The sequence below is a fragment of the Celerinatantimonas yamalensis genome, assembly GCF_046054155.1.
GTDB lineage: Bacteria > Pseudomonadota > Gammaproteobacteria > Enterobacterales > Celerinatantimonadaceae > Celerinatantimonas > Celerinatantimonas yamalensis.
Window position 1 is genome coordinate 43,361 of sequence record NZ_JBEQCT010000003.1, and the last position, 25,232, is coordinate 68,592.

Here is a 25,232-nt window from a genome sequence, read left to right on the forward strand (position 1 = left end):
ATTTGGTTGTCTATAAGCATGGGAAAGATTATGTACTTTAAAAATATTTTCTCTCAAATGGATACATTCACTAATATCTTTGTTGGTTTAACTGCGCTGTGGGGATTCTCACTATTGTTCTCTCATCTGTTTTTAGGATTGGTTGTCCTTATTTATTCAGGGGTTATTGGGTTGGTCACCGTGTTTGGGTTTGGAATGTCATATTCAATATTTCAAGTCGGTGAACAAACGATACTAAATGATGATGAACTTTATTCATCAGTTAAAATGAACGAAATGACACATACAAATAAGGCTAATGAATTTATCCAAATTTATGTTGAAAACAAAAATGAATTCGAGAAGAATCCAGTATTAAAAAAAGTATTTGATAATTTATCTAACAACCTACTGCTTGAAAATACCTCCAACATTGAATATGCCATCGGCATCATGCTGACACAATATACGGCGGTCACGGATTTTCAAATAGTCGAATCCATCAATAAATAGTTCATTTTTATCAATGGGTAACGATTAATTTTGATGACCAAAGACTGGCTCAACATATTGAGATTATGTGTTCGGACACTACGCTTGGTCCAAAAAGCAAGGCATCTTTGGAATGGTATCTCAAGCGATATGTCATTGTTTCAACTATACGGTCAAAATTGTTTCGCAAGCATTTTAATAAATGGATGTGCTTCATTGACACATTGAGCAACGGTTAAATTGTCATCATTGATGGAAAAACCTTGTGTTTTTACCATCGCAACCATTGGTGCACGATCCCCCATACATCCCCCGTATGGTTAGTGTTAAAGTTAGCATCGCTGGCAAACAAAAATGCGGATTGATGGATTCAGCAAATTTAACACAGACTTTACAAGCAGGGTTAACAGCCATGACGTCACCAGTATTGCAGGCTAGATCTCTATCCAGATTGTTGAATCTCATAGCTCAAATTATTATTAATTATATTATCATCCATGCAAATTGACATGTTCGTGTTAGCTTTTGTCCTCTCATCAAATGGCGTCTACTTTCAAGGTCAGTTCAGTGTTCGTTATGGGTCGCTTAATACCTTTAGTGTCTAAATTATAAATACCATAGCCATGAAGTTCTGTGAGGGGATGAAGTCTGTCTATGACTGTCGGTACTTTGCTTAAGTGAGTCATTCTTCGTAAGATCAGTGCGCCACGATCGGGGGCTTCACTCAGTTTTTCCGCAAGTGTGCATCTTTCAACTATAGGTAAGCTGCTCGCTAAAGAGTGTTCAGAAGTCAAACCTGAATTGTGATCAATCGGGTGGGGCGAGCTGTCCTATTGCCGAGTAATCTTGGCAATTGACCTAGACACTTGGTTGCGATTTTATCAATTAACAAATCCTATTTAGGCGTATGATCTGCTTGCAATGGATCACGCTGAGTGTGTGATTTCGTGCGCAGGAATATGAAAAGGCGTATTGAAACGGTTTTAAAAAATGAGGCTACTAGTTGATACCTGATGCGTTACTATTTGTCTTTTATCAACTTTGGTAATTTATCGGATGTGTCTTAAATGAGGCGTCATCATTGTTACACCATTTCAACGGCAACTGATTAAGCCGTTTGTTTTTTCAAGGGATTGCCATGCTCAATGTTTTTATCGTTGTTGTCGGACTCAGTTTGGCTGGGTATCTCGCGTTTTCAAAACGGCTTTCTAGCTCAACCACTTGGAAAGCGACTATGACGCCACTGGCCTCGATCATGGGTAGTGGTTTTCTCGTTTGTGCACCATTATTGGCGGGTGTTGTTGGCAACTTAGCGCTTGTGTGTATGGCTCTGCTCTTAGTCCTTGCTTATGCAGTCGGGGGAGCCATTCGCTTTAATATTAAGCACTTCGAACCGATAGAAGAGCAGGCGGGAATGGTTCAAAATATTGCTTTTCTTGCGCGGATTGTACTCGCCGGTGCCTATTTTATCTCAGTTACCTACTATATTAAATTGCTGGCGGCGTTTGCTCTGAATGCGTTTAACATCCATGCTGAATTGACAGCTGATGTGGTTTCGACACTGTTACTGCTGACCATCACTGGCGTAGGAATGTGGCGAGGACTGAGTGAGTTAGAAAAGGTCGAGTCATATTCAATCAGCCTCAATCTTGGTATGATTGGCGCATTGGTCTTGGGACTTTGCGTCTATAACGTTGGGCTTGTTACCTCTGGCCATTGGACGCTCCCTGATATCTCCTCAGATATCAGTTTTCATGATATGCGTGTACTTTTAGGGCTATTGATTGTCGTCCAAGGGTTTGAAACGTCTCGTTACCTTGGCGAAGAGCACTCGGCGAGCCAAAGAATTACAACCATGCGTTTGGCGCAAATCATATCAACACTTATCTATCTTCTTTTTATCTCGTTGGTAACCGTGCTATTTCACCAAGGGATCGGGGCTAACGTTACCGCCATTATCAGTATGGCTGCACCTGTGGCAGCTGTTTTACCACTGCTTATTTCGATTGCCGCGATCGGTAGTCAGTTTAGCGCCGCTGTGGCCGATACATCTGGCGCGGGGGGATTGCTTGAAGATATCACCCATCGACGATTCCCCATTCGCTATGCGTATGTCTTGATCCTCATGGTGACACTGGTGCTAACTTGGGTAACGAATGTAAATGCTATTATTGGTTATGCCTCACGTGCCTTTGCTTTGTTCTATGCACTGCAGTGTTTGGTTGCTTTTTTAGTCGCGTGTAGGGTCGAACAGTTGTCGCGTCGCCCGTTCTGGTTGCTCAGTTTTGCTTTGCTTACCATCGTTTGTTTGTTGATCTTCGCACTAGGCGTGCCCTCGGCATAGCAAGATTCTTTGAAAGAGTAAGACTCGGTTGTAAGCAACTGGGTACTTAGTTTTTCTAATATTCACAGGTGAGAGTGGTGGTTGTGTCACGAGAGTGGATGAAAAACAAGTGCAGCAAAGGCCGGTTCAACCGGCCTTTAGTTGGTTTATTTGAGTTTAAACTGCTGAATTAAATCTGTGAGCTGTTTCGACTCACTTGATAATCGGTTTGCCGCCTCGGCACAACGTTCCGAGTTGTTACTGTTTTGCTGAGTGACTTCATCAATTTGATTGATCCCTTGGCTGATCTGCTCGGCGCCTTGAGCTTGTTCACTGGCGGCGCTGGCAATCTCATTGACTAATGAGCTTGATTCTCCGACTCGGTGCACAATCGATTCCAAAGCTTCGGCTGTTTGTCGTGATAACACAATCCCGCGTTGGGTTCGCTGCGCGGAAATATCAATTAACGAGGATGTTTGTTGGACCGCTCCGGCACTACGTGCAGCCAATTGACGAACTTCATCGGCAACTACGGCAAAACCGCGCCCCTGTTCGCCTGCTCGAGCCGCTTCAATTGCAGCATTTAAGGCGAGTAAGTTAGTTTGTTCTGCAATCGATTCAATGGTTCGGATAAGATTATTAATGTCCTTCCCTGAACTTTCAATATCTTTCATCGCTTGTTGCAATTCAGTCATGAGCTGATTGCCGTTATCAGCTGAATCCATTGATTGTTGTGACAATGTACTTGCTGTGTCAGCATTATTTGAACTTTGTTTAATCTGTGCGGCAATTTGAGTGATAGTTGCACTAATTTCCGTGACCGCTGCCGCTGATTGAGTCGCACCGCTGGCTAAGTCATGACTTAGATCAGAGACATTATCAGCGTTTGAGCCGATTACTTCAGCGCGCTGTTTAATTTGTCCAACCAAACGATTTAAGTTAGTCATCATCCCTGATAGGGCCTTACCTAACTGATCTTTTTCTGAGGCAAGATTGACTGAGAAGCTGAGATCGCCTTTTGAAATTTTCTCTGCAACGCTCGCCTGCTCTTGTAAACTATCTGCCATATTGTCTAACGCGCTAGCTAATTGACCGATTTCATCATGACTGGTGTATGTCAATCGTCCGCTAAAATCACCTTGCGAGATTGTTTGAGCCATTTTTACGGCCCGCATAATCGGCAATGCTAAGTTTCGAGCCATCGTCGCCAAAACAGCCATCGCGATAATAGAGACCATCAATCCAATAGCGATTTGCCAATTCCTAGCAGTCTCATTGGTCTGGTTTATTTGTTTGCCTAACTGAGTCACGTCCGCCATTACGAGATCGCGGTTCACTGTGATAATAATCGACCAAAGAGCGTCAGTTGTTCCGAGTTTAATAGGCGAAAATACTTGTATGTTGCTTTGGTTAGGATCGTTAAATACAGTGTCTTGCCCGGATTGAACCGTCGCGAGAACGCGATCATATTGGTCATTAAATAGTGGCCGCATTGATCCGCCGATAGCATCAGGGTTAGCGCTGTCTGCAATGACTAATCCTTGTTTCGTTACAATTGTCACGGAGGCTTGACCGCCATAAAGTTTGTCGTCAACTTGTTTGCTTAATGACTGCACAAAATCCAGATCATAGTCGGCACCAAATACCCCAAGAAATTTACCATTGACGAGAATAGGGGCGGATAATGTTGCCAACCAAACATGTTTTCCCTGGACAATATAAGGGAGCGGTGCTGTGACAGCTGATTGATGTGTTTCACGGGGGACAATGTACCATCCACCTTTAGCGACGCCATTGGCGTGTTTCTCTTGTGAGTCATACTCAACTAAAGGCTGCACCGCAATGTGACCATTGCTGCTACGTGTCCAATAAGGCGTAAAGCGCCCAGTTTGAGGGTTATTCCCCATTGAATCAGTGTGATTCTGCGCATCTTGACCATCAAATGCATTAGGTTCCCAAGCACTATAGATACCGTTAAGATCTTTGTGAGCAGCGAGCACGTCATGTAAAATTCTGTTGAATGATTCACGGGTATCAACCTGTGATTTTCTTTCTTGTTCGTAGACTTTATTGGCCGCGGTGGTTTTAGCCAATGTTTGCGCGATGATAAGGCCCGGCTCTAAACGGCGGCTAATGGCATTAGCATATGAAGACGCGGTGGTTTTGAGACCATCCAACGTACTTTTTTCCACTAAATTAGTGACTCGATTGGACACCAGATTTTTTGTATTTGATGCTGAATAGACATTGTAGCCGACTAAGATACTGGCTGTAACCAATAAGCAAAGACCAGCCACTACTACAATCTTTCCTTGTATTGATTTCAACTTCATAGGAAATTTCCTTTAGTAAATATGATCCATTGTAAATGTATAAAATAATGAACTTTTCATCTTAATTTTAGTTACTTATTTTTTAGTTAATTATTTTTATAAAAATAATGACCTAATGACAGATTTTCGTAATTACTTAGTCCTTTTAAGTGTAGTAGAACGACCGGATGTACAGATAAAATTTGGCCATCTTTACATATCTTCGGCAATTATATGGCAAGGAGAAAAAGTAGCTGATATGTTTGTGAAATATTTAATGTTTAATCAATGAGTTCGGATGATCATCCGTATCTCACCTTAAGTTAAGGGACGAAACAAAAAATAAAAAAGCATGACATATTCTAAATTTACTCAACCTTGTTACGACTATTTTAACTAAAAATATCTTTATTTGTGCAATATATTGTAACAATTTTGTCATATTAATAAATACATTGATATCATGATCGACGCCTCATTGTAAGTTGCGTGTTGTCGGCCAGTGTTCAAGCTCCTGTCATTTTTTATCAGCAAACCAGCCCTATGCAAAAATATAGGGCCTACTTTAACGATCATCGCTGTTATCACTGCGGTGATGCAAGCCTACCTGTTGACTCGACAAGCTTTATAAAGCGTGTATTTCTGATGTTAAAGTGCAACTCGTTGCGATGACAACAATCATGTTGGAATGACATCATGTCTGGATACTCAAGTGGTCATTAAGAAGGTTATGTCGCCTACTTATTTTGCATCACTGATTTCTCAGTGTATTCGTCCATACTAAATTTTGAACAACATGAGGTCAGCCTTGAATGTGTGGGTAAGTGTTAAACTATCCAATAGATTGAATGAACTGACTTCTGAAAGCTCGATTAAATCGACTCCAGCAAAGCGATTGTCTTTTCTAAACTATAAAAATGCACTATAAAGTCAGCATCAATATTTATTAAAAGCGAGTTTCATACGAGGTGATTAATTAGTTGGATGCATGATCAAACAGTGATCCATAAATAGTTAGGTGTCGGCTGGTGATGTTATTGATAGCCAATGCTATAGTTATTATTAATTATATATAGATGTTGTTTAAAAAGGCCTGCATTTTTTAATACACACTGTTTAAGATCATTGTCATCGACTCATGTTATAGGTTGGATATCAGTGAATGAATCAGAATCATATTTCCTATTTGTTTATTCGCAGATAATCGTGACGAGCTGCTTCAGTGATGACGCTCAAAGATAATCACCTTGGATGATAAGGTCATTTCGGCATTGAATGTTAAACATAACGAACTAAACTCTCTTTGCGACAGCAATCAAGTTGCCATGCTCGCTCTTTTACATTCATCTGCTAGAAAATGGCGTGAGGCAGGCGGTGTGGAGTCTGATTAACATGGCTTATCCTTGAGTCGTGCGGATCTGTTGAACATAGTCGAGCCATGCCTTAGCTTGACTTTGTAGCAAGGATGAACGCTTAGCAAGATGAAATAGAGCAGTGGCCTTAGTGAATTGGTTCAGCTCGGTGGCGGCAATACCGGCACTGAGATCAAGCGCTGCACTTTTTTGTCCATGTTGATTGGCTTGCTGATGAATAATCATTACTCGTTGCCACTTTTTTTGTGCCAGCAGCATATCAATGTAACTCTGATAATGCAGATTGCTGGGGTAGCGAGTTGCCAGTTGATCCAGTGATTTTAATGCTTGAGGATATTGTTTGGCACTGGTCCATAAACTGGCGAGTTGTTGTAAGTTTTCTGCATTGTTTTTTAATTGCTGTTTTTTGATGCCATCGGCATAGACGACGGCTGCTAGATAGGGAATGTGTTCTGACAGTGCCAGTTGGCTGAGCATACGATAGTGATCGGGCATAGCGAAGAGGTGCCGTTGCCACGCTAAGCGCAAGGTTGCAAGAGCCTGTAGTGGTTGTTTTGCGTTGAGCTCTAGATTCGCTAGTTGATACCAATTTTGCATTTGACTTGGTGCCAGCGATACGATCTTCTGTTGCCATATGATACTCCGGTGCCACTGTTTTTTGGCAATGGCTAAAGCAACCCCTAGTTGATACCAATCAAGTGGCGCGTTAGCGCGTTGGGTTAAAGCTGTGTTTATTGAATCAAGCCCACTATGCCAGTCATTTAGGTGATAGTAACCAATTGCTAACAGATAATAATGGTTGGCTTGATGGTGTGTGTTGGGGGCTACCTTAAGCCATTGCTTGAGACTATCTACCCCTGCTTGCCATTGCTCAAGATTCAGTTGTAGCTGCGCAATCGTCATTAGCAGTGCTTGTTGCTGAGCCTCTGGCTGCGTTTGGCTTTGGTAAGCTTGCTTAAATGCAGCAAGCGCTTGTTGGGGGTTTTGCAACGCCAAGGCCGTGCGTCCAAGTGTAATCTGAGCCAGCGAGCGAGCGTATTCGTTGCTGGGTGATTTAGCGAGTTGTTGTAGCCATTGTTGTAACTTTTTTTGTGCTTTTTCTGGCTGTTGCGCGGCCAAGAGCGCTTGCGCGGCTTGCAGAGTGCGATAATCAGATTGGCTGATGGATTCGCTATGACCAAGCGGGGCATATAACCCTACAAACAAAATGATCCAATAGGCAGATAGTCTCATGGCAATTAATTCTCTAATGAAAAAGCGATATTCTGCTGGGCTCGATAAGCGACGGCTTGGCCTTGCTGCATTTTGGGCTGAAATTTCCATCCGTAAATAGCCTGTTTAACCGCATTATCAAAGATATTCGGTGGCTTTGCGGCTACTATTTTAATACTTCCTGGTTTCACCTGACCGTTAGGTTGAACGATAAATTCAGCCGTGACTTCCCCTTCAATATTGCGCTGCTGTGCTCGTCGTGGATATAGCGGCGCCAAGCGTGAAACAACCACTGGATGAGCATCAATGCCAAGAGCTACCTGTACGCCATCGAGGCTGCCCACTTGTGTATTAAGCGTAACTGGGGTATCTAGATGTGACGTTGGCGCGGCGACATTCAAGCCATTTGGAATGGGTATAGTTTGCGCTTGAGGTTGGCCAGCTGTGAGTGTTGGTAATAGCAACATCGTTGCCGCGGTTGGTGGCGGTGGTGGTGGCGGCATTGCACGCGAGCGGGTTTGCAGCGATGGTTTGTCGTCCAATGCGGTTAAGGTGACATGAACTGGCTGCGAATAGTGATGTTGGGGGGCTTGCACACCGATCAGTTTGCCGAGCAGGATAAAAAAGCCAGAACCAATAAGAAGTGCCAAAGGTGTGCATATGAGTAATCTGCGCATGATTAGTTGGCTTGACTTTTTTGCGTGGCGACACGATAAGGGATACCGGCTTGGCGTAATATATCTATCACACTGATGAGCGCACCAGTCGTTGCCCGCTTATCTGCTTCAATAATCACGGCGAATCGAGGTTGAGAGGCTTTTATTTGGTTAATAGATGCCGACAGTAGACGCACATCGATGCGTTGATGATTAAGCCAAATCTGACCATTTTCACTCAGGCCTATGACCTGAGCACTTTGGCTTTGCTTGGTCGCTGTACTAGCAACGGGACGCTCGACTTTTACCCCTGATTCCTGCACAAAGGAGGTTGAGACGATAAAGAAAATCAACATGATAAATACAATATCGAGCATCGGTGTGAGGTCGATTTGAGCTTCTTCAGTTGTTTGTTGTTGAAATAATCGAGAGCGTCTCATAGATAATTTACGGCTCCAGTTTGTTGGCTGAGTGCATGGCGCTGGCGCTGGCTCCAACGCTGTAAATGGGTATAAAAAATCAATCCGAATACGGCAATAGCCATACCGGCCATAGTTGGCAAAGTGGCTTTGGCGATCCCTGATGCCATCAGTTGCGGATTTGCTCCCTGATTTAGGGCTAAGCCATCAAATACTTGAATCATGCCGGTGACGGTTCCGAGTAATCCAATCAATGGACAGAGGCTGATCAATATACGGATCATCGGTAAGTACTGTTGCAATTGTAGATCGAGCTGACAGTAATCCCGTATCCATGCCAGTGAGTGTGGTTTCTGTTTGGCTGTTTGCAGCATCTGCTTTTTTAAGCGGGGATACAATTGTAGCCGAAACCAGTATCGCTCAAGCATCAACAGCAATAGTACCCAGCATAAGATCAGTAACCCCGATAAAACCCAGCCACCGGCTTTTAAAAAACTTAGTAGTGTGTGCAAATCAAGCAGATTCATCGGCGGGCTCTTGTTTAAGGCGATCGGCGAGCAATGCCAAGGTTTGTTGTTGTAGAATCTGACTAATTCGTCTTGCGCGAGTACTTAATAAATTATGAGCAAAGAGCAATGGAATGGCAGCAACTAAACCGAGCACTGTTGTCATCAATGCTTGAGAGATACCGCTGGCCATCATTTTGGGATCGCTTGTGCCAAACAAGGTGATCGCTTGAAACGTGCCGATCATTCCCGTGACAGTTCCAAGCAACCCTAAAAGTGGTGCAACCCCAGCGACTAATTTGACTAAGGTATGACTGCGCTCTAATTTTGGCAGTTCAATACTTACCGCTTCATCAATGTAGACTTCAAGTGTATCGAGTGTGTGCAATCTGTTGGGAATGCATGCCAAAATTCGTCCAAGGGGGTTATCATCACGAGGTTGTAAGCTGCGTAACTGGCGGTTCACTTTACGCTCTATAGAAACTAAAGTAGCCAGACGATACAAGGCAATTAATAAACTGATCAAACCTAAAGTTATAATCACATAACCGATAGCACCGCCTTGTGCGATACGCTGCATGAAGGTAGGCAGTTGAGCTTGGATGGCTAATAACTGGCCTCGAGTTGGATCAATGAGGACCCGATTACTATGGCCACTGACAAAATCTCGTGCTGATGAAGGCTGTTTGGCGATCACTTCCAATGTTTGCGTGGGCGATGACCAACTGAGGTATTGACCTTGTTGGTTGAATAATTCAAATTCGCCCAATCGGGTGACTCGCTGCGTCTGTTGTTGGCCATCTTGAGCGATAACTGGGCGCTTGAATTGGCTGATGCGACCTGAAGCGAGGAGCTGCGTGAGTAGTTGCTGATTGAGCGTACGCAGATCTTGGCTGGATGGGATCTGATCTTTGCTTATCCATGCAAATTTCTGATGGCGATCACCAAACTCGGCGCTGGTCAGCGACTGCTGGAGGTCGTGGCGAAACCTATCCGCTTCTGTGCGTAGCACATCAAACACTTTCCCGAGCTCACCGCTGCGTTGATGTAATTGTTCACTTAACTGTGTTAAGCGTGTTTCGTTATTTACAAAGCTGGCTTTGAGTGTGGCTTGGCGTTGCTTGGCTTTGATTAAACGTTCATGACTTTGTGCTAAAAGTTGGCGCTGCTGTTGTAAATGCGTTAAAAATTTTGTCTGTCGCAACTGATTCAGTTGGGTGTCCTGTTGAGATATCGTCTGCGCACTTGTTGCAAATGATGGTGAATTAGCAGCACTGGCACTGAGACTGATGATAGCCAATAAGGCGGCCATATGTTTCATGACTTTGGCTCCTGTGGCATCGGTAAGTCCAACAGTTGTGGAATATGCTGTTTGTTGGCCATTGCAATCGCAATGGATAGCTGTTGATTTTCACTCCGACTTAGCTGTTGCCAACTGTGGCGCTTAGGTTGCCACAATGCGCCTTGCGAGCCATCTAATGTTTGATAGTAAAGTGCTAGTCGGCCAAGGCGAAAATACTGGACTTGTTTGGTGGTCGTGTTTGAGTGTAATGGGCCTTGGTAGCTGCCGATCGATTGGGCATAGTCTATTTCTACTTGATAGGCGTCGAGAACTTGGCGGTATTTTTCGGCCAAAGAGACATCAGCCCGATTGATAATCTGTTGCAGTCTTACCAGTCTCTGCTGACGTTCCTGAGGTAGAAAGGGGAGATCCTGATGAACAAAATCAGCTAGCTGTTGATAGAGCGAGACGAGCATAGGTAGTGCTGTTTGCTCGGTTTCATTGAGCGAGGCGATCTGTTGGCTGACTCGTTTTTTTTCCTGTTGCTGTGAGTCGACCATTTTTGCTAATTGGCGATTGTAAGCCTCTATAAGGTCGGCTTGTCGCTGATTTTGTTGGTATTGTGCGAGCGCCTGGCGGGTTTGCGCATCGATTTGATCCAGCTGTTTTTGGCTAGTTGTATCTTGTTGGTGGGTCTTTTCGACCTGTTGCTGAGAGCTCTGCAGCGGATTGGCGCGAACGGTCAGGCTTGGGAGAGCCAAAATCAGTGCGAGTGTCATCGCATGTCGGGTGTGAAGAATATTCATCAATGTGCCTGTTCTAAACCGCGATTGTTTTTTGTCAAAGAAACAACAATCACTTCATGTGCTTAACTATAGGCCCCAATCTTAGCAATCTAAAATAAGAAATCAATCTAAATAATAATGGTTATCATTTTTAATTGGGAAATAGTCACTGAAATGGTCAGTTGTTGTTGAAATACGTATTTAAGCTACCATATTCTGTGTTAATCGGGGGTAGTTTTAATGGGCAACTTGGCGGCTGATCGTCATTCAGCTCATCGGTAGTCGAGACCGTTAGCCGTGCACTTGAGGTGTTGTGGTGTTTTTATTGAGTGTGCTGTGCGGCAATTGATAGTAGCGTATCTGTAAATGATCAGCAAATACGCGGCAACAAATTGCCGCGTTCGGAATGTCTGAAAGTGTCTTTGAGTGAGCGGGACGGATTAATCGCTAAACACCGTCCAAATTGGCGCATGATCAGATGGTTTTTCAATACCGCGCAGCACATAGTCGATATCACTGTCAATCGCTCGCTTGGCTAACGCTGGGGTCGCCAGAATAGCATCAATACGCAGTCCGCGGTTTTCATCAAACCCGCGAGAACGATAGTCAAACCAACTATAGCGTGCAATTTGTTCGGGATTTAGTTCACGATAAGTATCGGTCAGCCCCCAGTCTAGCAACGTTTTTAGCCATTCACGCTCTTCCGGTAAAAAGCTACATTTTCCCGTTTTTAGCCAGCGCTGTGCATTTTTTTCACCGATGCCAATATCTAGATCTTGGGGCGATATATTGATATCTCCTACCACTAAAATATTTTGTTCAGGCGTATGCGATTCACTGAGATAGCGGGTTAGGTCAGCATAAAAACGGCGTTTGGCAGGAAATTTACTCTCGTGATCGCGGCTTTCACCTTGAGGAAAATAGCCATTAAAAATTTTGATAGGTTGGCCATTGGCATCTTCAACCGTGGTAACAACCATGCGTCGCTGGGCATCTTCTTCATCCCAAGGGAGTCCTTTTTCCACTGCAATCGCTGGTTTTTTTGTCATCGTGGCAACGCCGTGATGTGCTTTTTGGCCATGATAGTAGACATGATAGCCCAGCGCCTCGATAGCTTCTAATGGGAATGCATCATCATGAACTTTAATTTCCTGCAGTGCGATAACGTCAGGTTGGTGCTTATCAATCAATGCGGCCAACTGGTGCAGACGGGCACGTAGGCCATTAATATTAAAAGAGACAATTTTCATATTGGGTCACGTATCAGTGGATGTAGTTGCGATAGTAACAAAATATCAAAACTCTCGGAATGGCTTTGCCTCTCGATAGTAACGGTGTTGTGTGTGAGGCTTCGGTAGCGGGTTGCTTCCCGACAGATCGTTTTAGCGCTTAATAAAGAGGGGAACTATGTATGGGTATGGCCACGCAGTAATGCTTCAAATTCATCTTTGAGCGTTTTTAATCGTTTTGCGTGTATCAGGGTAAGTTGAATCCCTTCTAACGATTGAAACCCCTGCTTACATAATTCAAACTCATTTAGACTGCCATTTGGGGTTGATGCCAAGTGTTTTAAAAGCGACTGAATTCTATTGAGCATGACACCAGTATTCCCTGGTGCGATCCGCAGCGCTTTATGAAAAAGCTGGGCTGCTTGCTGGTAATTACCCTCACTATGCGCTTGAATGCCACGCTGGTTGAGTTCGTGAAAATTGTTCATTTGTGCACTGAATTTTGGGTTTTCAGCTAGCCGATTGGCTGCTTTACGAGCAAGTGGATTGATTGCATCTCGCAATCGAAGCTCTTCAATAATAGGGATCGCATATTCATACTCCCCAACACTATGCAGCGTTAAAAAGGTATCTGGAAGCAATATGTTAGGGACATGTTTCGGTGTATGGATATAGTCTTGATTGCTTGAAAAGAGCACTTGTTTGGCTCGGTGTATCTCGCCTTTGGTGGCAAGTACTCTGGCTTGACTTAAGCCCTCAAAGGCTTCGAAGTCGAATTGGTTATCAAGGCCTTCTTCATGGCGGGCTTTAAATAGTACATTGCCAACTTCTTGTAAGAGGCGATTTTTTCGATAGAGATCTTCTTCATCTTGTGCCTCGTCAATCAAGCTGCGTATAAAATTACATAAGTGTTCTGGGCCGCGATGAACAGAGCGGCGGGCTAACGTCAAAATCTGACCAAATGCTTCTTTGGCGAGCCGAAGATTATTGGTTTCAAGCGCCAAGTCGGCCATGATTTGTTGTCTGCTGACCGATAAAGGCGAAATCTCATTAGCGCGGCTAATGATATTAAGAGCTTTATCCGGTTGGCCATTGTCGCGAAAAGCAAGTGCTAAACTGTCATAGGCACTGAGTAAAAATGGGCTATCACGAACGATATTAGAGAGTACTTCAATTGCTTTTTGATAGTTACCTAACAGGTAATCAACGTGACCTAAAGTGGCTATGACCGATGTTTGTATTCCTTTTTTTAATTGCTCTTGTAGAATGCTTCGCGCGCCTTGATAGTCTTTTTTATGGATCATTGCTTCAACCATTAAGCTTTGACATATGCTGTGATAGCGGCCCTTATCAGCCATATATTGCTGACAATATTCAATCGCCCGCTGGTATTGTTGCTCGGCAAATGCAATATAGATTGGGAGTAACTCTTGGCGCTTTTGTGACGCGCGTTGCACCCGATGGTTTAATTGATTTTGCGAAAAAGGTTTCGTTAAAAAGTCATCGGGCTCCATTTCTAGGGCATTAAGCACGATACTTTTATGGCTTTCACCGCTAATGATTAAACACAGTGTTCCAGGTGCAATGGCATCCGTTTGGCGCAGCTCTTCAAGTAACTGCGCGCCATTTTGCGCATTCCCTAAGTTGTAGTCGATTAGCAGAATGTCATAACTATTTTTCTGGCACATCCGGATAGCCAGTTCAGCTGAATGGGCAAAATGGATATCGCTGGCGCCAAAATTTTGTAGCATCGATTTGAGCATGACTTGAAAGGCTCGTTGGTCATCGATGATCAATATTTTTTTTCCAAAATAGCTATAGTCTGCTGTCATATCATCCTGACCCCAAAAGAAAGGTGGGGATATTATCATAAATCATAGTAGTGACGGATAGCACTAAAGCCTTTGGGCCATCTTATTATCCGTAAAGATGGAATAATAATTGCTAGTATTTACGCATTGTAACAAGGAGTCAAAGATGCGTTACTGCTGGGTTGTGTTAATAACTATACTACTTTCTGGCTGCAATATGATTACCGACCATCGTATTGAGTATACTTATGTTCCACCTAAAGAGAGTAAAGATAGCCAATTTTATAGTGTTGTGCTGCGATTAACCGATCGATTGCTAGCCCGCATGCCCAAAGTTAGAGACGACCAAACATTGGCCATTAGCTCGATTGTGAATTTGGACAAATTTGGGAGTACTGATGGGTTTGGTCGGCAATTATCAGAGTCGATGTTTGCTGCTTTTGATGCAAGAGGAGTGCGTTTAGTTGAACCTCGAGTGACCGGGCGATTGGTCACGGTTCCTGAATCGGGTGAATTTGCGCTTAGTCGAAATGCCAAAACGTTGGCGAAAAAGATAAATATTACTTATATGTTGGTGGGTAGCTATCAGCCTAGTCATTCAGGCCTGAATGTGAATGTTCGCATTATCCGTCTGTCTGATCGAGTCGTTGTCAGTGCTGTGTATGAGTTTTTCCCTGCTGATGTAACCCCAGTGGTGCCATCTGTGCGATCCGTAAACGGAGGATTTGTTCGCAATGATATTCAGCCGCAATAAGTGGTGTCTCGTCTTAATCGTTCTACTGTTGTCGGGGTGTAGTTCACTTAGAGGTCTGAAACTGCCAACCCTGCATAAAGAAGATGTGTATCGCAAGACGCCACCGCAGTCATTTGCTGTCATTCGAGCGGTTGGATATGCGCCGATTGACGAGCAGATGGGTAAAACCGACACGATGCGTCAGTTACAAGCGATGCGCGCTTCTAAACTGGATGCTTATCGTGAATTATCTGAGCGAGTGTATGGTCAAAAAGTCGCCAGTAATGTCACTGTTCAGGATATGGTGCTGGGAAATCAGTCATTGGAAGCCTCGGTATATGGTGTCATTCGTGGCGCTAGAGTATTAAAATCATATCGAGTTAAAGATACTTATGTTACTGAATTAGAACTTGATTTTCGTGAAGTGTATCGAGTAGCTATGTCGATGCAGCCAACTCTCGACTCAGATATGTTCAATTCCAATAATGATTATTTGGGTTCGCCAAATCCTTAACTGCGAGTGACGTATTTGGGATGAAAGCTTTTTAAAGTTCAGTGATGTTTGGCCGATAGAGCTTAGAGATTCATATTATTTTGATACCGATTGTAGATGACTTATCGGCATTCAAGTTTCGGTCGTTTGATGTGGCTGAATGAAAAAAGGAAACAATGTAATGAAAGCAATTGTGGTAGGGGTCATTGTTGCCGTGTCTTTAACGGGCTGTGCCCAGTCTGGGCCTACGAACCCTGCACCTGTGAAACAGAGTGAAACACGCTATCAGCCTATCGATTTGAATCCTAAACCGAAGGCAAAACCTAGCTTTTGGGATCAGTTGTTTTCTTCTAAAGCACCCAGTAGTGATACACCCGTGACTCAGCCGCCGATCATGCGTCAACCATCATCGACGCTCGCGAATTATGTGGCCCAGATGTCAACCCAGATGTTAAATAGCGCGCGTTATGTGAACCCAACCACACCCATTGGTGTTGCTTCATTTGTTTCCTTAGAACATTTAAACCGTACTAATCCTTTTGGAATGCAGCTTGCTGAAAGCTTTGTGTTTGAAATGCAGCAACATGGCCTCTCTGTCATTGATTATAAAGCCACAGGCTTTATTCGTATTACCCCAACGGGCGACTTTGTCTATAGCCGTAATACGCAAGAGCTGCCAAAAGTGCAACCGATTGAATATCTATTAATCGGCACCTATTCACGCACGATGCAAGGGATCATGGTAAATGCCCGCATTGTTGGGGCTAAATCAAAAGTTGTGGTTGCCTCTGCCCAGCAGTTGATTCCAAAAGCCGTGTATAACAATGTGATGGATATTGATCCCAACAGTTACAAACCGAAGATGCAAGATGGTGTACTGCTGATTGAGTCGCCATAATGACACTCCCTTAATGAAGCCGAGCAATGCTCGGCTTTTTTTGTCACTCAGAGTATCCTCGATAATTCGATCAACCAAGTGATATCCCCTCCCAAAAACCCAATAATTATTGACTGCATCAATAAATCAGAGCGCTAGCCAAACTGGGCGTCACTAGGCTCTCGTTTAATCATAAAATTAGAAGGTGGAAAAGTATGGCTTTGTATGCTGATGTCACGACCACATTGGCGGTTGGCATTGCACTAGAGTGTTGACGTTTCAGGAGGATTTTTGCAGCGTTTGGCGAGTGTTTATGCAAGGTAGAGCCAAAATAGCCGATTGATAATAAAAGATCTAAGTGTTTCTCGAAGGGGCCTTAACCAAGCTCTCATTGTGCTACTGTTCACATATTTAGAATGACTCAGCGTCGTAGCGCATCTTGCGAGCAAAAATTACTCAAAGCTAACAAAAGCTAATTTTGTAACGTCAACACGGCCTAGCTCGATTGGATTATTTTTTAGAATGATTGTCATGATGGGTGGAAAACGGATTATGCTTTAAAACTTTTACCATGGCGACTAGCGGTATGTTGGCGGCCGGCCTTGTCATAAGTCATTGAGTTTTTTTGTAAGAGTTGGTTCATTTGATGAGCGAGGCGTTCAATTTCGTCACTGCTCGCTTTGATGATATGGCCATTGAGCGTATTGGCTTGCTGACATTGTACTAACAACGCTTGTAGATGTTGACGTTGTTTGATTAATACCGGCGTGGTTTTGAGCTTGTCTCGGTCTGGATGCTCAGCGATGATAAGGTCATTTTCATTGATCTGTTTTAATAGCACATTTTTTTGTTGGGCTATCTGATTAATCGCATCGATATCACGAGCCGCAAGAATCTGGTTTTCTTGTTCAAGCGCGCTCATCAGCTGTTCAAGAAGCAGCCGCTGATGGGTTAAGAGAGCGTCTAACATATTATTCAACTATATCAACCTAGCGATAAAGTGAGTTGACTTGTTCTTCCATTGTCCCCATTTTCTGGGCAACTCGCGGCGCATTTACTTGGTAGCTGCCATCAGCAACGGCCTGTTTGAGCGCTGCAACTTTTTTGCTGTTGTCATAATCTTGACCATCTCCTTGTTTGAGACCTTTCTCTATCTGATTCAATTGACGAGCTTTGTCGGTTAACACAACAGAATCCTGTGGTGCCGAGGTTTTGGTTGTGCTCGGATCGCTCTGAGTTGTTCGCTGAGTATCCGGTTTACGGTTACTATCTACCGCATTGTTCCGGTTACCGTTTATATTATTGATATTCATAGCCATGTGAGCCATCCCGTAATTATTGGTTCAACTTAATGTATTAAAGTTATAGATACTATCGGCAAGTCGACATGAAACTTTAACTTGATTTACATGCGAATCATTACTTGACCGACCGATTTAATCAGCGCCGTGATGACACGCTGGGATTGGTTATTCCTTACCCTAATCGTATCACCAACGAGACCATCCGCCAATGCTGTTCCACCGGCGCTAATATAGAAACCTTTGCCTGAAGCGACAATTTTTACTGTATCGCCTCGACAAACTATGCAAATATCATACCCAGTTAATGGACTATTTCGATTGACTCGTCTTTTTAGTTTCGCTCCAAGCAGCGAATTAATATCACTATAGTAAGAACCAAAGATCTGAGTTTGATCGATGTAGCTAACCGTGAGATCACTACTATCGAGCATATCTCCAGAGTTAGCCGTGTTTTTCATCGTGACGACCGGAATCAGCGTTTTGACTTTAACCGGAACATAGAGCCGAAAATTGTTACTCTCATCACAAGTGACACGTACCGTGTTGTCTTTTCGGATCTCATTGTTGGTCAAGTAGTAATGAAAGGTTTTGCATTGCTGAAAATTTGTCCTAGGGTCGATATTAGCCGCAACCACTTGTGCGCGTTGAAATGGCTTCAGTGAAACCTGATTTTTTACGAAAGCAGTTGCTTGCTGGCGGATTGTCGCCGCTGTTTTATTGGCTGCTAATGTGTTAAAACTTAAGCATAATAGTATAATTGGGCATAAAATATGTTTAATCATTTTAAATTTCAGTCGATATATCACGGAGAATGTTTAAGCTTTTGTCTATGCTTTAATAGATGTTCACTTTTCGGCAACGGTATAGCTGTCAATATTATGACTTTTTTGCGTTGCATCTGACGTTTTAATGATAGCACGCAAAAGTTGTGCCTTTTGTTCAAGGAGAGATAAATAGCATGGCGGGAATTCTTGATTCGGTAAACCAACGGACTCAGTTGGTCGGACAAAACCGGTTAGAGTTATTATTGTTTCGCTTAAATGGCTCCCAGCGTTACGGTATTAATGTGTTTAAAGTCAAAGAAGTGTTGCAATGTCCGCCGTTAACGGTGTTGCCGAAGTTAAACTCGGTCGTTCGGGGCGTGGCACATATTCGAGGGCAAACGATTTCAATTATTGATTTGAGCCGAGCAACTGGAGGTGCGGCTATTCAAGACTTGACTAAGGCTTTTGTTATTATTGCTGAATATAATCGCTCTGTGCAGGGGTTCTTGGTCGGTTCGGTTGAACGAATCATCAATATGAACTGGGAGAATATTTTACCGCCACCTAAAGGGGCAGGTAAATTCAACTATTTGACTGCTGTCACTGAGGTTGAAAAAGAGTTGGTTTCCATTCTTGATGTAGAGAAAATCTTAGATGAAATTTCTCCATTTCCAACGGATGTAAGTGCCAGTATTATTGATGCGGCGCCAGCATCTATCCATGATAAAAAAATCTTGGTTGCTGATGATTCCTCGGTAGCACGTAATCAGGTCAAGCGTGCTGTGACTTCGTTGGGCATTGAAGTGGATCTTTGTAAAGATGGTAAGGAAGCGTTGAACTTACTTAAAGAGACGGTTAAAACCCGGCCCATTGAGGAGGTTTATTCATTGGTTATCTCTGATATTGAGATGCCTGAGATGGATGGCTACACATTGACGGCTGCAATTCGTTCTGATCCTGCACTGCGGGGATTAAAAGTGATTTTGCATACATCCTTAAGTGGGGTCTTTAACCAAGCGATGGTTGATAAAGTGGGAGCAAATGCTTTTATTGCCAAGTTTAACCCTGATGAATTAGCTTCGGCTGTTCGTGAATCCATTGAAAATTAGAGAGTAGGTATTTAGCGAGTGAAAGAGCTTTCGGACGAATTGTATCTTCAATTTAGCAGCTTCTTAGAGCAGCAATGCGGTATCGTCTTAGGAAATAACAAACAATATTTGGTCAAAAGTCGCCTCTCGCCATTGGTTTCGAAATTCCAATCTGGCAGTTTGAGTGAATTGATCAAGCAAGCCATGAGTTTGCGCGAGCGTAATATTCGCGCCGAGGTCGTGGATGCGATGACCACCAATGAAACGCTCTGGTTTCGTGATAGTTATCCGTTTCAGTTGCTTGGTGATCGTTTGTTGCCTGAGTTGGTCGAGGCGCGCCGGGGAATTAAGATCTGGTCTGCGGCTTGTTCTTCGGGCCAAGAGCCATATTCTATTTCGATGATCGTGCAAGAGTTCCAACGTCGTCGTCCTGGTGCGCTCAGTAGTGTTCAGATTACGGGGACTGATATTTCACCATCGATGCTTGAACATTGTAAAAAAGGTGAGTATGACGCTCTCGCCTTAGCGCGGGGCTTATCACCTGAGCGCAAACGGCAATTTTTTGAGGATGTTGGACATGGGCGTTTTCGTATCAATGAGCAGGTGCGTCGCTGTGTGAATTTTCGACCACTTAATTTGTTGGATAGCTACGCATCATTAGGTAAATTTGACATTATATTTTGCCGAAATGTGCTGATCTATTTTTCAGCAGAGCTGAAATCGAAAATTCTTAACCAGTTTGCAGGGGCGTTGAATCCGAAAGGCTACTTGCTTTTGGGGGCCTCTGAATCACTCACTGGATTAACCGACCGATTTGAAATGGTACGTTGTAATCCAGGGATTATTTATCGACTGAAATAAATTCATTGTTGTTGGCGGATGTGGCAAGGCGGAAAGTTTTGCCGCTTTGCTGTCCCTTTTTTGCCGCTTCCTCTATACCCAATCATATTCAAGATGTTTTCCCCCTAACGTCAACTTTTTGTAATGGCATGTTAGTTGCATTTTCCTTCCCGACATCTCTGGAGGATATTTATGGGTATATCATTTGACAAAGCGTTTGGGGTTCACCAGTACACACTGGGGGTGAGAGAGCGTCGCGCTGAAGTTTTAGCCAGTAATATTGCCAATGCTGATACGCCAAATTACAAGGCTCGAGACATTAATTTTAAAAAAGCTTTGGAAAATGCGATGAGTGGGCACGATTTTCGCTTGTCTAGAACAAACGAACGGCATATTGCCGGTGTCGGGAGTCTAGATCCAACACTTGAGTATCGGATCCCTGACCAACCAGACACAGGTGATGGCAATACGGTTGACATGCAGACGGAAAAAGCGATGTATATGGAAAACGGTATACGTTATGAGGCCAGCTTAAATTTCTTAAACAGTAAAATAAGCAGTCTTAAGAAAGTAATTACAGGACAATAATCATGGGTTTATTTAATGTATTTGACGTTTCCGCTTCTGGCTTAAAAGCACAGTCAATCCGCCTGAATACGACCGCGAGTAACTTGGCAAATGCCGATAGTGTCAGTTCAAATTTTAATGATACTTATCGGGCACGTAAGCCAGTTTTTGCCGCAGCATTAGATCAGGCAATGGGCAGTCAAAACCCGTCTGCTGTGAAAGTAGAAGTCCGAGGGATTGTGGAAAGTAATGCGCCATTACGGCGAGAATACGCACCCAACAATCCAATGGCTGATAAAGATGGGTATGTTTACAAGCCGAATGTGAATGTGATGGAAGAGATGGCAGATATGATCAGTGCTTCTCGTTCTTATCAAACGAATGTTCAGGTTGCTGATGCCGCCAAACAAATGCTGAATTCGACATTAAATTTGGGTAAAGGCTAGTCGGAGATTGGGTAAATGGCACAAATAAAAGGGCTAGATAGCAATGTCTATTGGCCGGATAAATCAAAACAGCAACAGGCAAAAAAGCTTGATAAGCCTGAACAATCGGCTGTGTCGGCTCCGGCTGATAATAAAAAGCTGGATCAGAAGGATTTCTTTTCACTTCTAACGCAGCAATTGGCCTATCAGGATCCGTCTAAGCCCGTTGATAACGCCCATATGATCTCACAGATGTCTTCATTTCAGACATCGGATGGGATCGCCAAACTCACTGAAGAGTTTAAGGGCCTAAATAATATCATGAACTCATCTAAGGCATTGCAAGCGTCAACGCTGGTGGGCCGCTCTGTATTAGTTCCCCTCAATCATGGCATGAATGAAGGCAAGGGTTTTTCCGGTGTCGCCATGGCGGGTAAAGGAGCTAGTGATGTGAAAGTGCATATCGAAAATTCCGCGGGTGAATTGGTGAAGAGCATCGATTTAGGGAATGGTGATGGCAATATGCAATTCACCTGGGATGGGACAGATAAAACTGGGGTAAAAGCGCCAGCAGGTAAATACAAAGTTGAAATTGTAGGTAAGCAAGGTGCAAAAAATGTTGAGTTATCTGCCGCGACTTTTGGTCATGTCAGCAGCGTTAGCTTATCGCATAAAGGTGCAAAAGAGATCAAATTAAATCTAGCTGGATTAGGTGGATTTGATATGAAAGACGTGCTCGAAGTCGGTGAAGGCTAGTACGTTTAAGTGATATAGGAGATTGAGAGATGTCATTTGGTATCGCCCTAAGCGGGATTAACGCTTCACAAAAGGATTTGGATACAACGTCCAACAACATTGCTAACGTCGATACAACGGGGTTTAAAAAATCTCGTGCCGAGTTTGCGGATGTGTATGCCAATTCACTGTTTTCTAACGCCAAAACATCTACTGGTAATGGTGCTAAGACAACACAAGTTGCCCAGCAATTCCAGCAGGGTTCACTTAAATTTACTCAAAACTCACTTGATTTAGCTGTGACCGGGGAGGGCTTTTTTGTCACCTCTGAAAGTAAAACGGGGTTAAATCATCAATATACTCGAGCGGGGGCGTTTAAGCTCGACGCCAATAACTATATTGTGAATTCTCAAGGTGATTATCTGCAAGGGTATCAAGTGAATTCAGATGGGACACCTTCCGCTGTGAGTATGGCTTCTACATCACCTGTTCAGCTTAACAGTGAAGTTGGTTCACCGACGATGTCCTCTAATGTTGATATGTCATTCAATTTACCTAACTCAGCGCCTAGTAAAGATCCAGCGTTGTTTAACCCCAATGATAGTTCGACCTACACGTCCTCAACATCTGCTACTGTGTATGACTCTCTAGGTGGGTCTCATGTGGCACAATCTTACTTTTTGAAAGTACAAGGGCAACCCAATACCTGGCAACAACGGATCTATGTGGATGGCAAAGAGCTTGGTACCCCACAAACGTTGAAATTTGATAATACTGGGTCATTGGTGACACCCGCAGCACCGGCTGAGTTTACTTCGCCGCAGCTAAGCACACTTGGTGGCGTATGGGATCCAACCAATGGTTCGGTGGATCCGACTCAAACCTTGACCTTTAAAATTGGTGGATCAACCCAGTTCTCTTCTCCGTTTGAAGTCAACGCACTCAAACAAGATGGTTCGACAGTCGGTAAACTGACCGGAATCGATATTGGTGCCGACGGTTTGGTGAAAGCATCTTATAGTAATGGGGTGACGCGGTTTGTTTCCAAAGTGGCATTAGCGAAGTTCAATAATGCGCAAGGCTTGAGTCAAATCGGTGATACTTCATGGCAGCAAACTCAAGCATCAGGGGAAGCTATTGCAGGGGAACCCAATAAAGGAACCTTTGGTAAAATCAATTCGTCAGCGTTGGAGCAGTCGAACGTTAACTTGACCAATCAGCTGGTCAATCTGATTTCGGCACAGCGTAACTTCCAAGCTAACTCACGGGCATTAGAAGTCGATAGTTCCTTGCAGCAAACCATTATCCAAATTCGTTAATATCCTCCTCTTAAAAAGCCTGCATTAGCAGGCTTTTTTGATCATAAACTATTTTTCTCAGGTTATGGCATCCCTTTTGCAAACAGTCTTATCGAGTCGGCCATTTGACGTAGGATAAGGCAATGGATAAATTTCTTTACATCTCGATGACTGGGGCCGCCCAGGGTATGGATGCATTGGCTGTACGCGCCAATAACCTTGCCAATGCGAATACCACAGGATTTAAAAGCGATTTTGAACAAGCGCGGGCTATGCAAGCTTACGGCGAAGGATTTCCCAGCCGAGTGTTTGCTATGCGTGAAAATCCAGGGCAAAACTTTGACCCAGGACCACTTAAAACGACTGGACGTGATTTAGATATTGCAGTGGCTAATCAAGGCTGGATTTCTATTCAAGACAATCAAGGCAAAGAAGCGTTGACGCGTGACGGAAATCTGACAGTTTCAGCGACAGGGGTGTTACAAACAATGACAGGACACCCTGTCTTGGGCAATAACAATCAGCCGATTATCTTGCCGTTACCCGTGTCAAAAATCAATATCAATCGAGATGGTACTATCGAGGTTCGCCCACAAGGTGCCCCGCCTGATGGGCTTGAAGAGATCAACCGAATTAAACTTGCTAATCCGGCAACCAAATCGCTACGTAAAGGGACCGACGGGTTATTTCGTCTGGCTGGTAATCAGCCGATTCAAGCTGATGCGAATGTTCGGGTGATTAAAGACGCGTTGGAAGGAAGTAATGTCAATCCGATTGAGGAGATGACACAGTTAATAAACATACAACACAACTATGACATGCAGGTCAAAATGATGCGAACCGCTGAAGATGATGATCGCTCAGTGACCCGCCTGCTGAATTTACATGGCTAATGAGGGAGATGACATACAATGAACCCAGCATTATGGATTAGTAAAACCGGGCTCGATGCGCAACAAACAAACGTTTCGGTGATCTCTAACAACTTAGCTAACGCCAGTACGGTTGGTTTTAAAAAAGGGCGAGGTGTGTTTGAAGATTTACTCTATCAAACGGTGAATCAGCCTGGTGGACGGTCATCACAAAATACCCTCACACCCACCGGTTTGATGCTGGGCGCTGGGGCAAAAGTGGTCGCTACGCAAAAAGACTTCTCACAAGGGAATGTAAAAACGACCAATAATTCCTTTGATATGATGATTAACGGTAAAGGTTTCTTTGAAGTTCAAATGCCAGATGGGACCACTGCCTACACGCGAAATGGTCAGTTTTCCTTAAACCAAAACGGGGTGTTAGTCACACCTGGTGCTGGTTACCCGATTCAACCACAAATCCAAATTCCAGCTAATGCACAAAGTATGACGGTTTCTGAAGATGGGCAGGTCAGTGTGGTGTTACCCGGTCAGCAACAACCGCAAGTGGTTGGGCAGATTACCTTAGCTGATTTTGTCAATCCATCAGGTTTAGAACCTAAAGGGCAAAATCTCTATGCGGCCACTGCCGCAAGTGGCAATGCACAAGAAGGGGTCGCTACCCAAGATGGGTTGGGTTCGATTCAGCAAGGCGCACTGGAAACCTCAAATGTGAACGTTACCTCTGAGTTAGTGGACTTGATTGAAGCGCAGCGGGTTTATGAGATGAACTCGAAAGTAATTTCTAGTGTCGATCAGATGCTCAACTATGCGACGCAGCAGCTTTAGTGTGCGTTGAGGATAATAAAGTCATGGCT

Annotated in this window: 26 protein-coding genes; 13 read left to right on the forward strand and 13 right to left on the reverse strand. The window is 43.8% G+C overall.

What is annotated here, in order from left to right; all coding sequences use genetic code 11:
- Positions 1-30 precede the first annotated feature (30 nt).
- The gene (locus ABUE30_RS08165) at positions 31-492 is read left to right on the forward strand and encodes a hypothetical protein (protein ID WP_408623251.1); all 462 of its coding nucleotides are present in this window, start codon (positions 31-33) and stop codon (positions 490-492) included.
- A 152-nt stretch (positions 493-644) separates the two neighbouring features.
- Here the strand turns inward: ABUE30_RS08165 and ABUE30_RS08170 are convergent, their stop codons facing one another.
- Positions 645-776 (reverse strand): hypothetical protein, encoded by a 132-nt coding sequence (locus ABUE30_RS08170; RefSeq protein ID WP_408623252.1) that lies wholly within the window; start codon positions 774-776, stop codon positions 645-647.
- A gap of 833 nt (positions 777-1,609) precedes the next feature.
- On the opposite strand from ABUE30_RS08170, the gene ABUE30_RS08175 reads away from it, so the two are divergent.
- Positions 1,610-2,815: a hypothetical protein gene (locus ABUE30_RS08175; RefSeq protein ID WP_408623253.1), complete on the forward strand. Its 1,206-nt coding sequence runs from the start codon at positions 1,610-1,612 to the stop codon at positions 2,813-2,815.
- Positions 2,816-2,961: 146 nt separating this feature from the next.
- On the opposite strand, the gene ABUE30_RS08180 is transcribed toward ABUE30_RS08175, so the two are convergent.
- The 9 genes from ABUE30_RS08180 to ABUE30_RS08220 all read right to left on the reverse strand — a co-directional run bounded on the left by ABUE30_RS08180 (position 2,962) and on the right by ABUE30_RS08220 (position 14,400).
- Positions 2,962-5,127 (reverse strand): methyl-accepting chemotaxis protein, encoded by a 2,166-nt coding sequence (locus tag ABUE30_RS08180; protein ID WP_408623254.1) that lies wholly within the window; start codon positions 5,125-5,127, stop codon positions 2,962-2,964.
- A gap of 1,376 nt (positions 5,128-6,503) precedes the next feature.
- Positions 6,504-7,712: a tetratricopeptide repeat protein gene (locus ABUE30_RS08185; protein ID WP_408623255.1), complete on the reverse strand. Its 1,209-nt coding sequence runs from the start codon at positions 7,710-7,712 to the stop codon at positions 6,504-6,506.
- Between the two features lie 5 nt (positions 7,713-7,717).
- Positions 7,718-8,368 (reverse strand): energy transducer TonB, encoded by a 651-nt coding sequence (locus tag ABUE30_RS08190; protein ID WP_408623256.1) that lies wholly within the window; start codon positions 8,366-8,368, stop codon positions 7,718-7,720.
- A 2-nt stretch (positions 8,369-8,370) separates the two neighbouring features.
- Complete coding sequence (locus ABUE30_RS08195; RefSeq protein WP_408623257.1) at positions 8,371-8,787, reverse strand: ExbD/TolR family protein; 417 nt, start codon at positions 8,785-8,787, stop codon at positions 8,371-8,373.
- The gene (locus ABUE30_RS08200) at positions 8,784-9,293 is read right to left on the reverse strand and encodes a MotA/TolQ/ExbB proton channel family protein (protein WP_408623258.1); all 510 of its coding nucleotides are present in this window, start codon (positions 9,291-9,293) and stop codon (positions 8,784-8,786) included. The genes ABUE30_RS08195 and ABUE30_RS08200 overlap by 4 nt, the downstream gene beginning before the upstream one ends.
- Positions 9,280-10,593, reverse strand: a complete 1,314-nt coding sequence (locus tag ABUE30_RS08205) for a MotA/TolQ/ExbB proton channel family protein (RefSeq protein ID WP_408623259.1) — start codon at positions 10,591-10,593, stop codon at positions 9,280-9,282. The genes ABUE30_RS08200 and ABUE30_RS08205 overlap by 14 nt, the downstream gene beginning before the upstream one ends.
- Positions 10,590-11,360: a DUF3450 domain-containing protein gene (locus ABUE30_RS08210; protein WP_408623260.1), complete on the reverse strand. Its 771-nt coding sequence runs from the start codon at positions 11,358-11,360 to the stop codon at positions 10,590-10,592. The genes ABUE30_RS08205 and ABUE30_RS08210 overlap by 4 nt, the downstream gene beginning before the upstream one ends.
- 419 nt (positions 11,361-11,779) lie before the next feature.
- Positions 11,780-12,589 (reverse strand): exodeoxyribonuclease III, encoded by an 810-nt coding sequence (gene xthA / locus ABUE30_RS08215; RefSeq protein WP_408623261.1) that lies wholly within the window; start codon positions 12,587-12,589, stop codon positions 11,780-11,782.
- A gap of 155 nt (positions 12,590-12,744) precedes the next feature.
- Complete coding sequence (locus ABUE30_RS08220) at positions 12,745-14,400, reverse strand: response regulator (RefSeq protein WP_408623262.1); 1,656 nt, start codon at positions 14,398-14,400, stop codon at positions 12,745-12,747.
- Positions 14,401-14,545: 145 nt separating this feature from the next.
- Here ABUE30_RS08220 and ABUE30_RS08225 point away from each other — a divergent pair, with 145 nt between their 5' ends.
- The 3 genes from ABUE30_RS08225 to ABUE30_RS08235 all read left to right on the forward strand — a co-directional run bounded on the left by ABUE30_RS08225 (position 14,546) and on the right by ABUE30_RS08235 (position 16,503).
- The gene (locus tag ABUE30_RS08225; protein WP_408623263.1) at positions 14,546-15,133 is read left to right on the forward strand and encodes a FlgO family outer membrane protein; all 588 of its coding nucleotides are present in this window, start codon (positions 14,546-14,548) and stop codon (positions 15,131-15,133) included.
- Positions 15,114-15,626, forward strand: coding sequence for an LPP20 family lipoprotein (locus ABUE30_RS08230; RefSeq protein ID WP_408623265.1), 513 nt, complete (start codon positions 15,114-15,116; stop codon positions 15,624-15,626). The genes ABUE30_RS08225 and ABUE30_RS08230 overlap by 20 nt, the downstream gene beginning before the upstream one ends.
- Positions 15,627-15,786: 160 nt before the next feature.
- A complete protein-coding gene (locus ABUE30_RS08235) occupies positions 15,787-16,503 on the forward strand; it encodes a FlgO family outer membrane protein (RefSeq protein WP_408623266.1) in 717 nt (238 codons plus the stop codon).
- A 529-nt stretch (positions 16,504-17,032) separates the two neighbouring features.
- Here ABUE30_RS08235 and flgN read toward each other — a convergent pair.
- The 3 genes from flgN to flgA all read right to left on the reverse strand — a co-directional run bounded on the left by flgN (position 17,033) and on the right by flgA (position 18,568).
- Positions 17,033-17,452: a flagellar export chaperone FlgN gene (flgN, locus tag ABUE30_RS08240; RefSeq protein ID WP_408623267.1), complete on the reverse strand. Its 420-nt coding sequence runs from the start codon at positions 17,450-17,452 to the stop codon at positions 17,033-17,035.
- 19 nt (positions 17,453-17,471) lie between these two features.
- A complete protein-coding gene (gene flgM, locus ABUE30_RS08245; protein WP_408623268.1) occupies positions 17,472-17,801 on the reverse strand; it encodes a flagellar biosynthesis anti-sigma factor FlgM in 330 nt (109 codons plus the stop codon).
- Positions 17,802-17,887: 86 nt separating this feature from the next.
- The gene (gene flgA, locus ABUE30_RS08250) at positions 17,888-18,568 is read right to left on the reverse strand and encodes a flagellar basal body P-ring formation chaperone FlgA (RefSeq protein ID WP_408623269.1); all 681 of its coding nucleotides are present in this window, start codon (positions 18,566-18,568) and stop codon (positions 17,888-17,890) included.
- Between the two features lie 176 nt (positions 18,569-18,744).
- Between flgA and ABUE30_RS08255 the strand changes: the two genes are divergently transcribed.
- The 8 genes from ABUE30_RS08255 to flgG all read left to right on the forward strand — a co-directional run bounded on the left by ABUE30_RS08255 (position 18,745) and on the right by flgG (position 25,203).
- Positions 18,745-19,659, forward strand: a complete 915-nt coding sequence (locus ABUE30_RS08255) for a chemotaxis protein (protein ID WP_408623270.1) — start codon at positions 18,745-18,747, stop codon at positions 19,657-19,659.
- A gap of 18 nt (positions 19,660-19,677) precedes the next feature.
- Positions 19,678-20,499: a CheR family methyltransferase gene (locus ABUE30_RS08260; protein WP_408623272.1), complete on the forward strand. Its 822-nt coding sequence runs from the start codon at positions 19,678-19,680 to the stop codon at positions 20,497-20,499.
- A gap of 171 nt (positions 20,500-20,670) precedes the next feature.
- Positions 20,671-21,066, forward strand: a complete 396-nt coding sequence (flgB, locus tag ABUE30_RS08265) for a flagellar basal body rod protein FlgB (protein WP_408623273.1) — start codon at positions 20,671-20,673, stop codon at positions 21,064-21,066.
- Between the two features lie 2 nt (positions 21,067-21,068).
- Positions 21,069-21,491, forward strand: coding sequence for a flagellar basal body rod protein FlgC (gene flgC, locus ABUE30_RS08270; protein WP_408623274.1), 423 nt, complete (start codon positions 21,069-21,071; stop codon positions 21,489-21,491).
- 15 nt (positions 21,492-21,506) lie between these two features.
- Positions 21,507-22,226, forward strand: a complete 720-nt coding sequence (locus tag ABUE30_RS08275; RefSeq protein ID WP_408623275.1) for a flagellar hook assembly protein FlgD — start codon at positions 21,507-21,509, stop codon at positions 22,224-22,226.
- Between the two features lie 29 nt (positions 22,227-22,255).
- Positions 22,256-23,524: a flagellar hook protein FlgE gene (flgE, locus tag ABUE30_RS08280; protein ID WP_408623276.1), complete on the forward strand. Its 1,269-nt coding sequence runs from the start codon at positions 22,256-22,258 to the stop codon at positions 23,522-23,524.
- A gap of 122 nt (positions 23,525-23,646) precedes the next feature.
- The gene (flgF, locus tag ABUE30_RS08285) at positions 23,647-24,396 is read left to right on the forward strand and encodes a flagellar basal-body rod protein FlgF (RefSeq protein ID WP_408623277.1); all 750 of its coding nucleotides are present in this window, start codon (positions 23,647-23,649) and stop codon (positions 24,394-24,396) included.
- Positions 24,397-24,414: 18 nt separating this feature from the next.
- The gene (flgG, locus tag ABUE30_RS08290) at positions 24,415-25,203 is read left to right on the forward strand and encodes a flagellar basal-body rod protein FlgG (protein ID WP_408623278.1); all 789 of its coding nucleotides are present in this window, start codon (positions 24,415-24,417) and stop codon (positions 25,201-25,203) included.
- Positions 25,204-25,232: the final 29 nt, after the last annotated feature.

What these genes read in the sequence shown, in the direction of transcription:
- ABUE30_RS08165 (WP_408623251.1), top strand. Translation starts at nt 31, where the DNA reads ATGTACTTTAAAAATATTTTCTCTCAAATGGATACATTCACTAATATC.
- ABUE30_RS08170 (WP_408623252.1), bottom strand. Translation starts at nt 776, where the DNA reads ATGGGGGATCGTGCACCAATGGTTGCGATGGTAAAAACACAAGGTTTT.
- ABUE30_RS08175 (WP_408623253.1), top strand. Translation starts at nt 1,610, where the DNA reads ATGCTCAATGTTTTTATCGTTGTTGTCGGACTCAGTTTGGCTGGGTAT.
- ABUE30_RS08180 (WP_408623254.1), bottom strand. Translation starts at nt 5,127, where the DNA reads ATGAAGTTGAAATCAATACAAGGAAAGATTGTAGTAGTGGCTGGTCTT.
- ABUE30_RS08185 (WP_408623255.1), bottom strand. Translation starts at nt 7,712, where the DNA reads ATGAGACTATCTGCCTATTGGATCATTTTGTTTGTAGGGTTATATGCC.
- ABUE30_RS08190 (WP_408623256.1), bottom strand. Translation starts at nt 8,368, where the DNA reads ATGCGCAGATTACTCATATGCACACCTTTGGCACTTCTTATTGGTTCT.
- ABUE30_RS08195 (WP_408623257.1), bottom strand. Translation starts at nt 8,787, where the DNA reads ATGAGACGCTCTCGATTATTTCAACAACAAACAACTGAAGAAGCTCAA.
- ABUE30_RS08200 (WP_408623258.1), bottom strand. Translation starts at nt 9,293, where the DNA reads ATGAATCTGCTTGATTTGCACACACTACTAAGTTTTTTAAAAGCCGGT.
- ABUE30_RS08205 (WP_408623259.1), bottom strand. Translation starts at nt 10,593, where the DNA reads ATGAAACATATGGCCGCCTTATTGGCTATCATCAGTCTCAGTGCCAGT.
- ABUE30_RS08210 (WP_408623260.1), bottom strand. Translation starts at nt 11,360, where the DNA reads ATGAATATTCTTCACACCCGACATGCGATGACACTCGCACTGATTTTG.
- xthA (WP_408623261.1), bottom strand. Translation starts at nt 12,589, where the DNA reads ATGAAAATTGTCTCTTTTAATATTAATGGCCTACGTGCCCGTCTGCAC.
- ABUE30_RS08220 (WP_408623262.1), bottom strand. Translation starts at nt 14,400, where the DNA reads ATGACAGCAGACTATAGCTATTTTGGAAAAAAAATATTGATCATCGAT.
- ABUE30_RS08225 (WP_408623263.1), top strand. Translation starts at nt 14,546, where the DNA reads ATGCGTTACTGCTGGGTTGTGTTAATAACTATACTACTTTCTGGCTGC.
- ABUE30_RS08230 (WP_408623265.1), top strand. Translation starts at nt 15,114, where the DNA reads ATGATATTCAGCCGCAATAAGTGGTGTCTCGTCTTAATCGTTCTACTG.
- ABUE30_RS08235 (WP_408623266.1), top strand. Translation starts at nt 15,787, where the DNA reads ATGAAAGCAATTGTGGTAGGGGTCATTGTTGCCGTGTCTTTAACGGGC.
- flgN (WP_408623267.1), bottom strand. Translation starts at nt 17,452, where the DNA reads ATGTTAGACGCTCTCTTAACCCATCAGCGGCTGCTTCTTGAACAGCTG.
- flgM (WP_408623268.1), bottom strand. Translation starts at nt 17,801, where the DNA reads ATGGCTATGAATATCAATAATATAAACGGTAACCGGAACAATGCGGTA.
- flgA (WP_408623269.1), bottom strand. Translation starts at nt 18,568, where the DNA reads ATGATTAAACATATTTTATGCCCAATTATACTATTATGCTTAAGTTTT.
- ABUE30_RS08255 (WP_408623270.1), top strand. Translation starts at nt 18,745, where the DNA reads ATGGCGGGAATTCTTGATTCGGTAAACCAACGGACTCAGTTGGTCGGA.
- flgB (WP_408623273.1), top strand. Translation starts at nt 20,671, where the DNA reads ATGGGTATATCATTTGACAAAGCGTTTGGGGTTCACCAGTACACACTG.
- flgC (WP_408623274.1), top strand. Translation starts at nt 21,069, where the DNA reads ATGGGTTTATTTAATGTATTTGACGTTTCCGCTTCTGGCTTAAAAGCA.
- ABUE30_RS08275 (WP_408623275.1), top strand. Translation starts at nt 21,507, where the DNA reads ATGGCACAAATAAAAGGGCTAGATAGCAATGTCTATTGGCCGGATAAA.
- flgE (WP_408623276.1), top strand. Translation starts at nt 22,256, where the DNA reads ATGTCATTTGGTATCGCCCTAAGCGGGATTAACGCTTCACAAAAGGAT.
- flgF (WP_408623277.1), top strand. Translation starts at nt 23,647, where the DNA reads ATGGATAAATTTCTTTACATCTCGATGACTGGGGCCGCCCAGGGTATG.
- flgG (WP_408623278.1), top strand. Translation starts at nt 24,415, where the DNA reads ATGAACCCAGCATTATGGATTAGTAAAACCGGGCTCGATGCGCAACAA.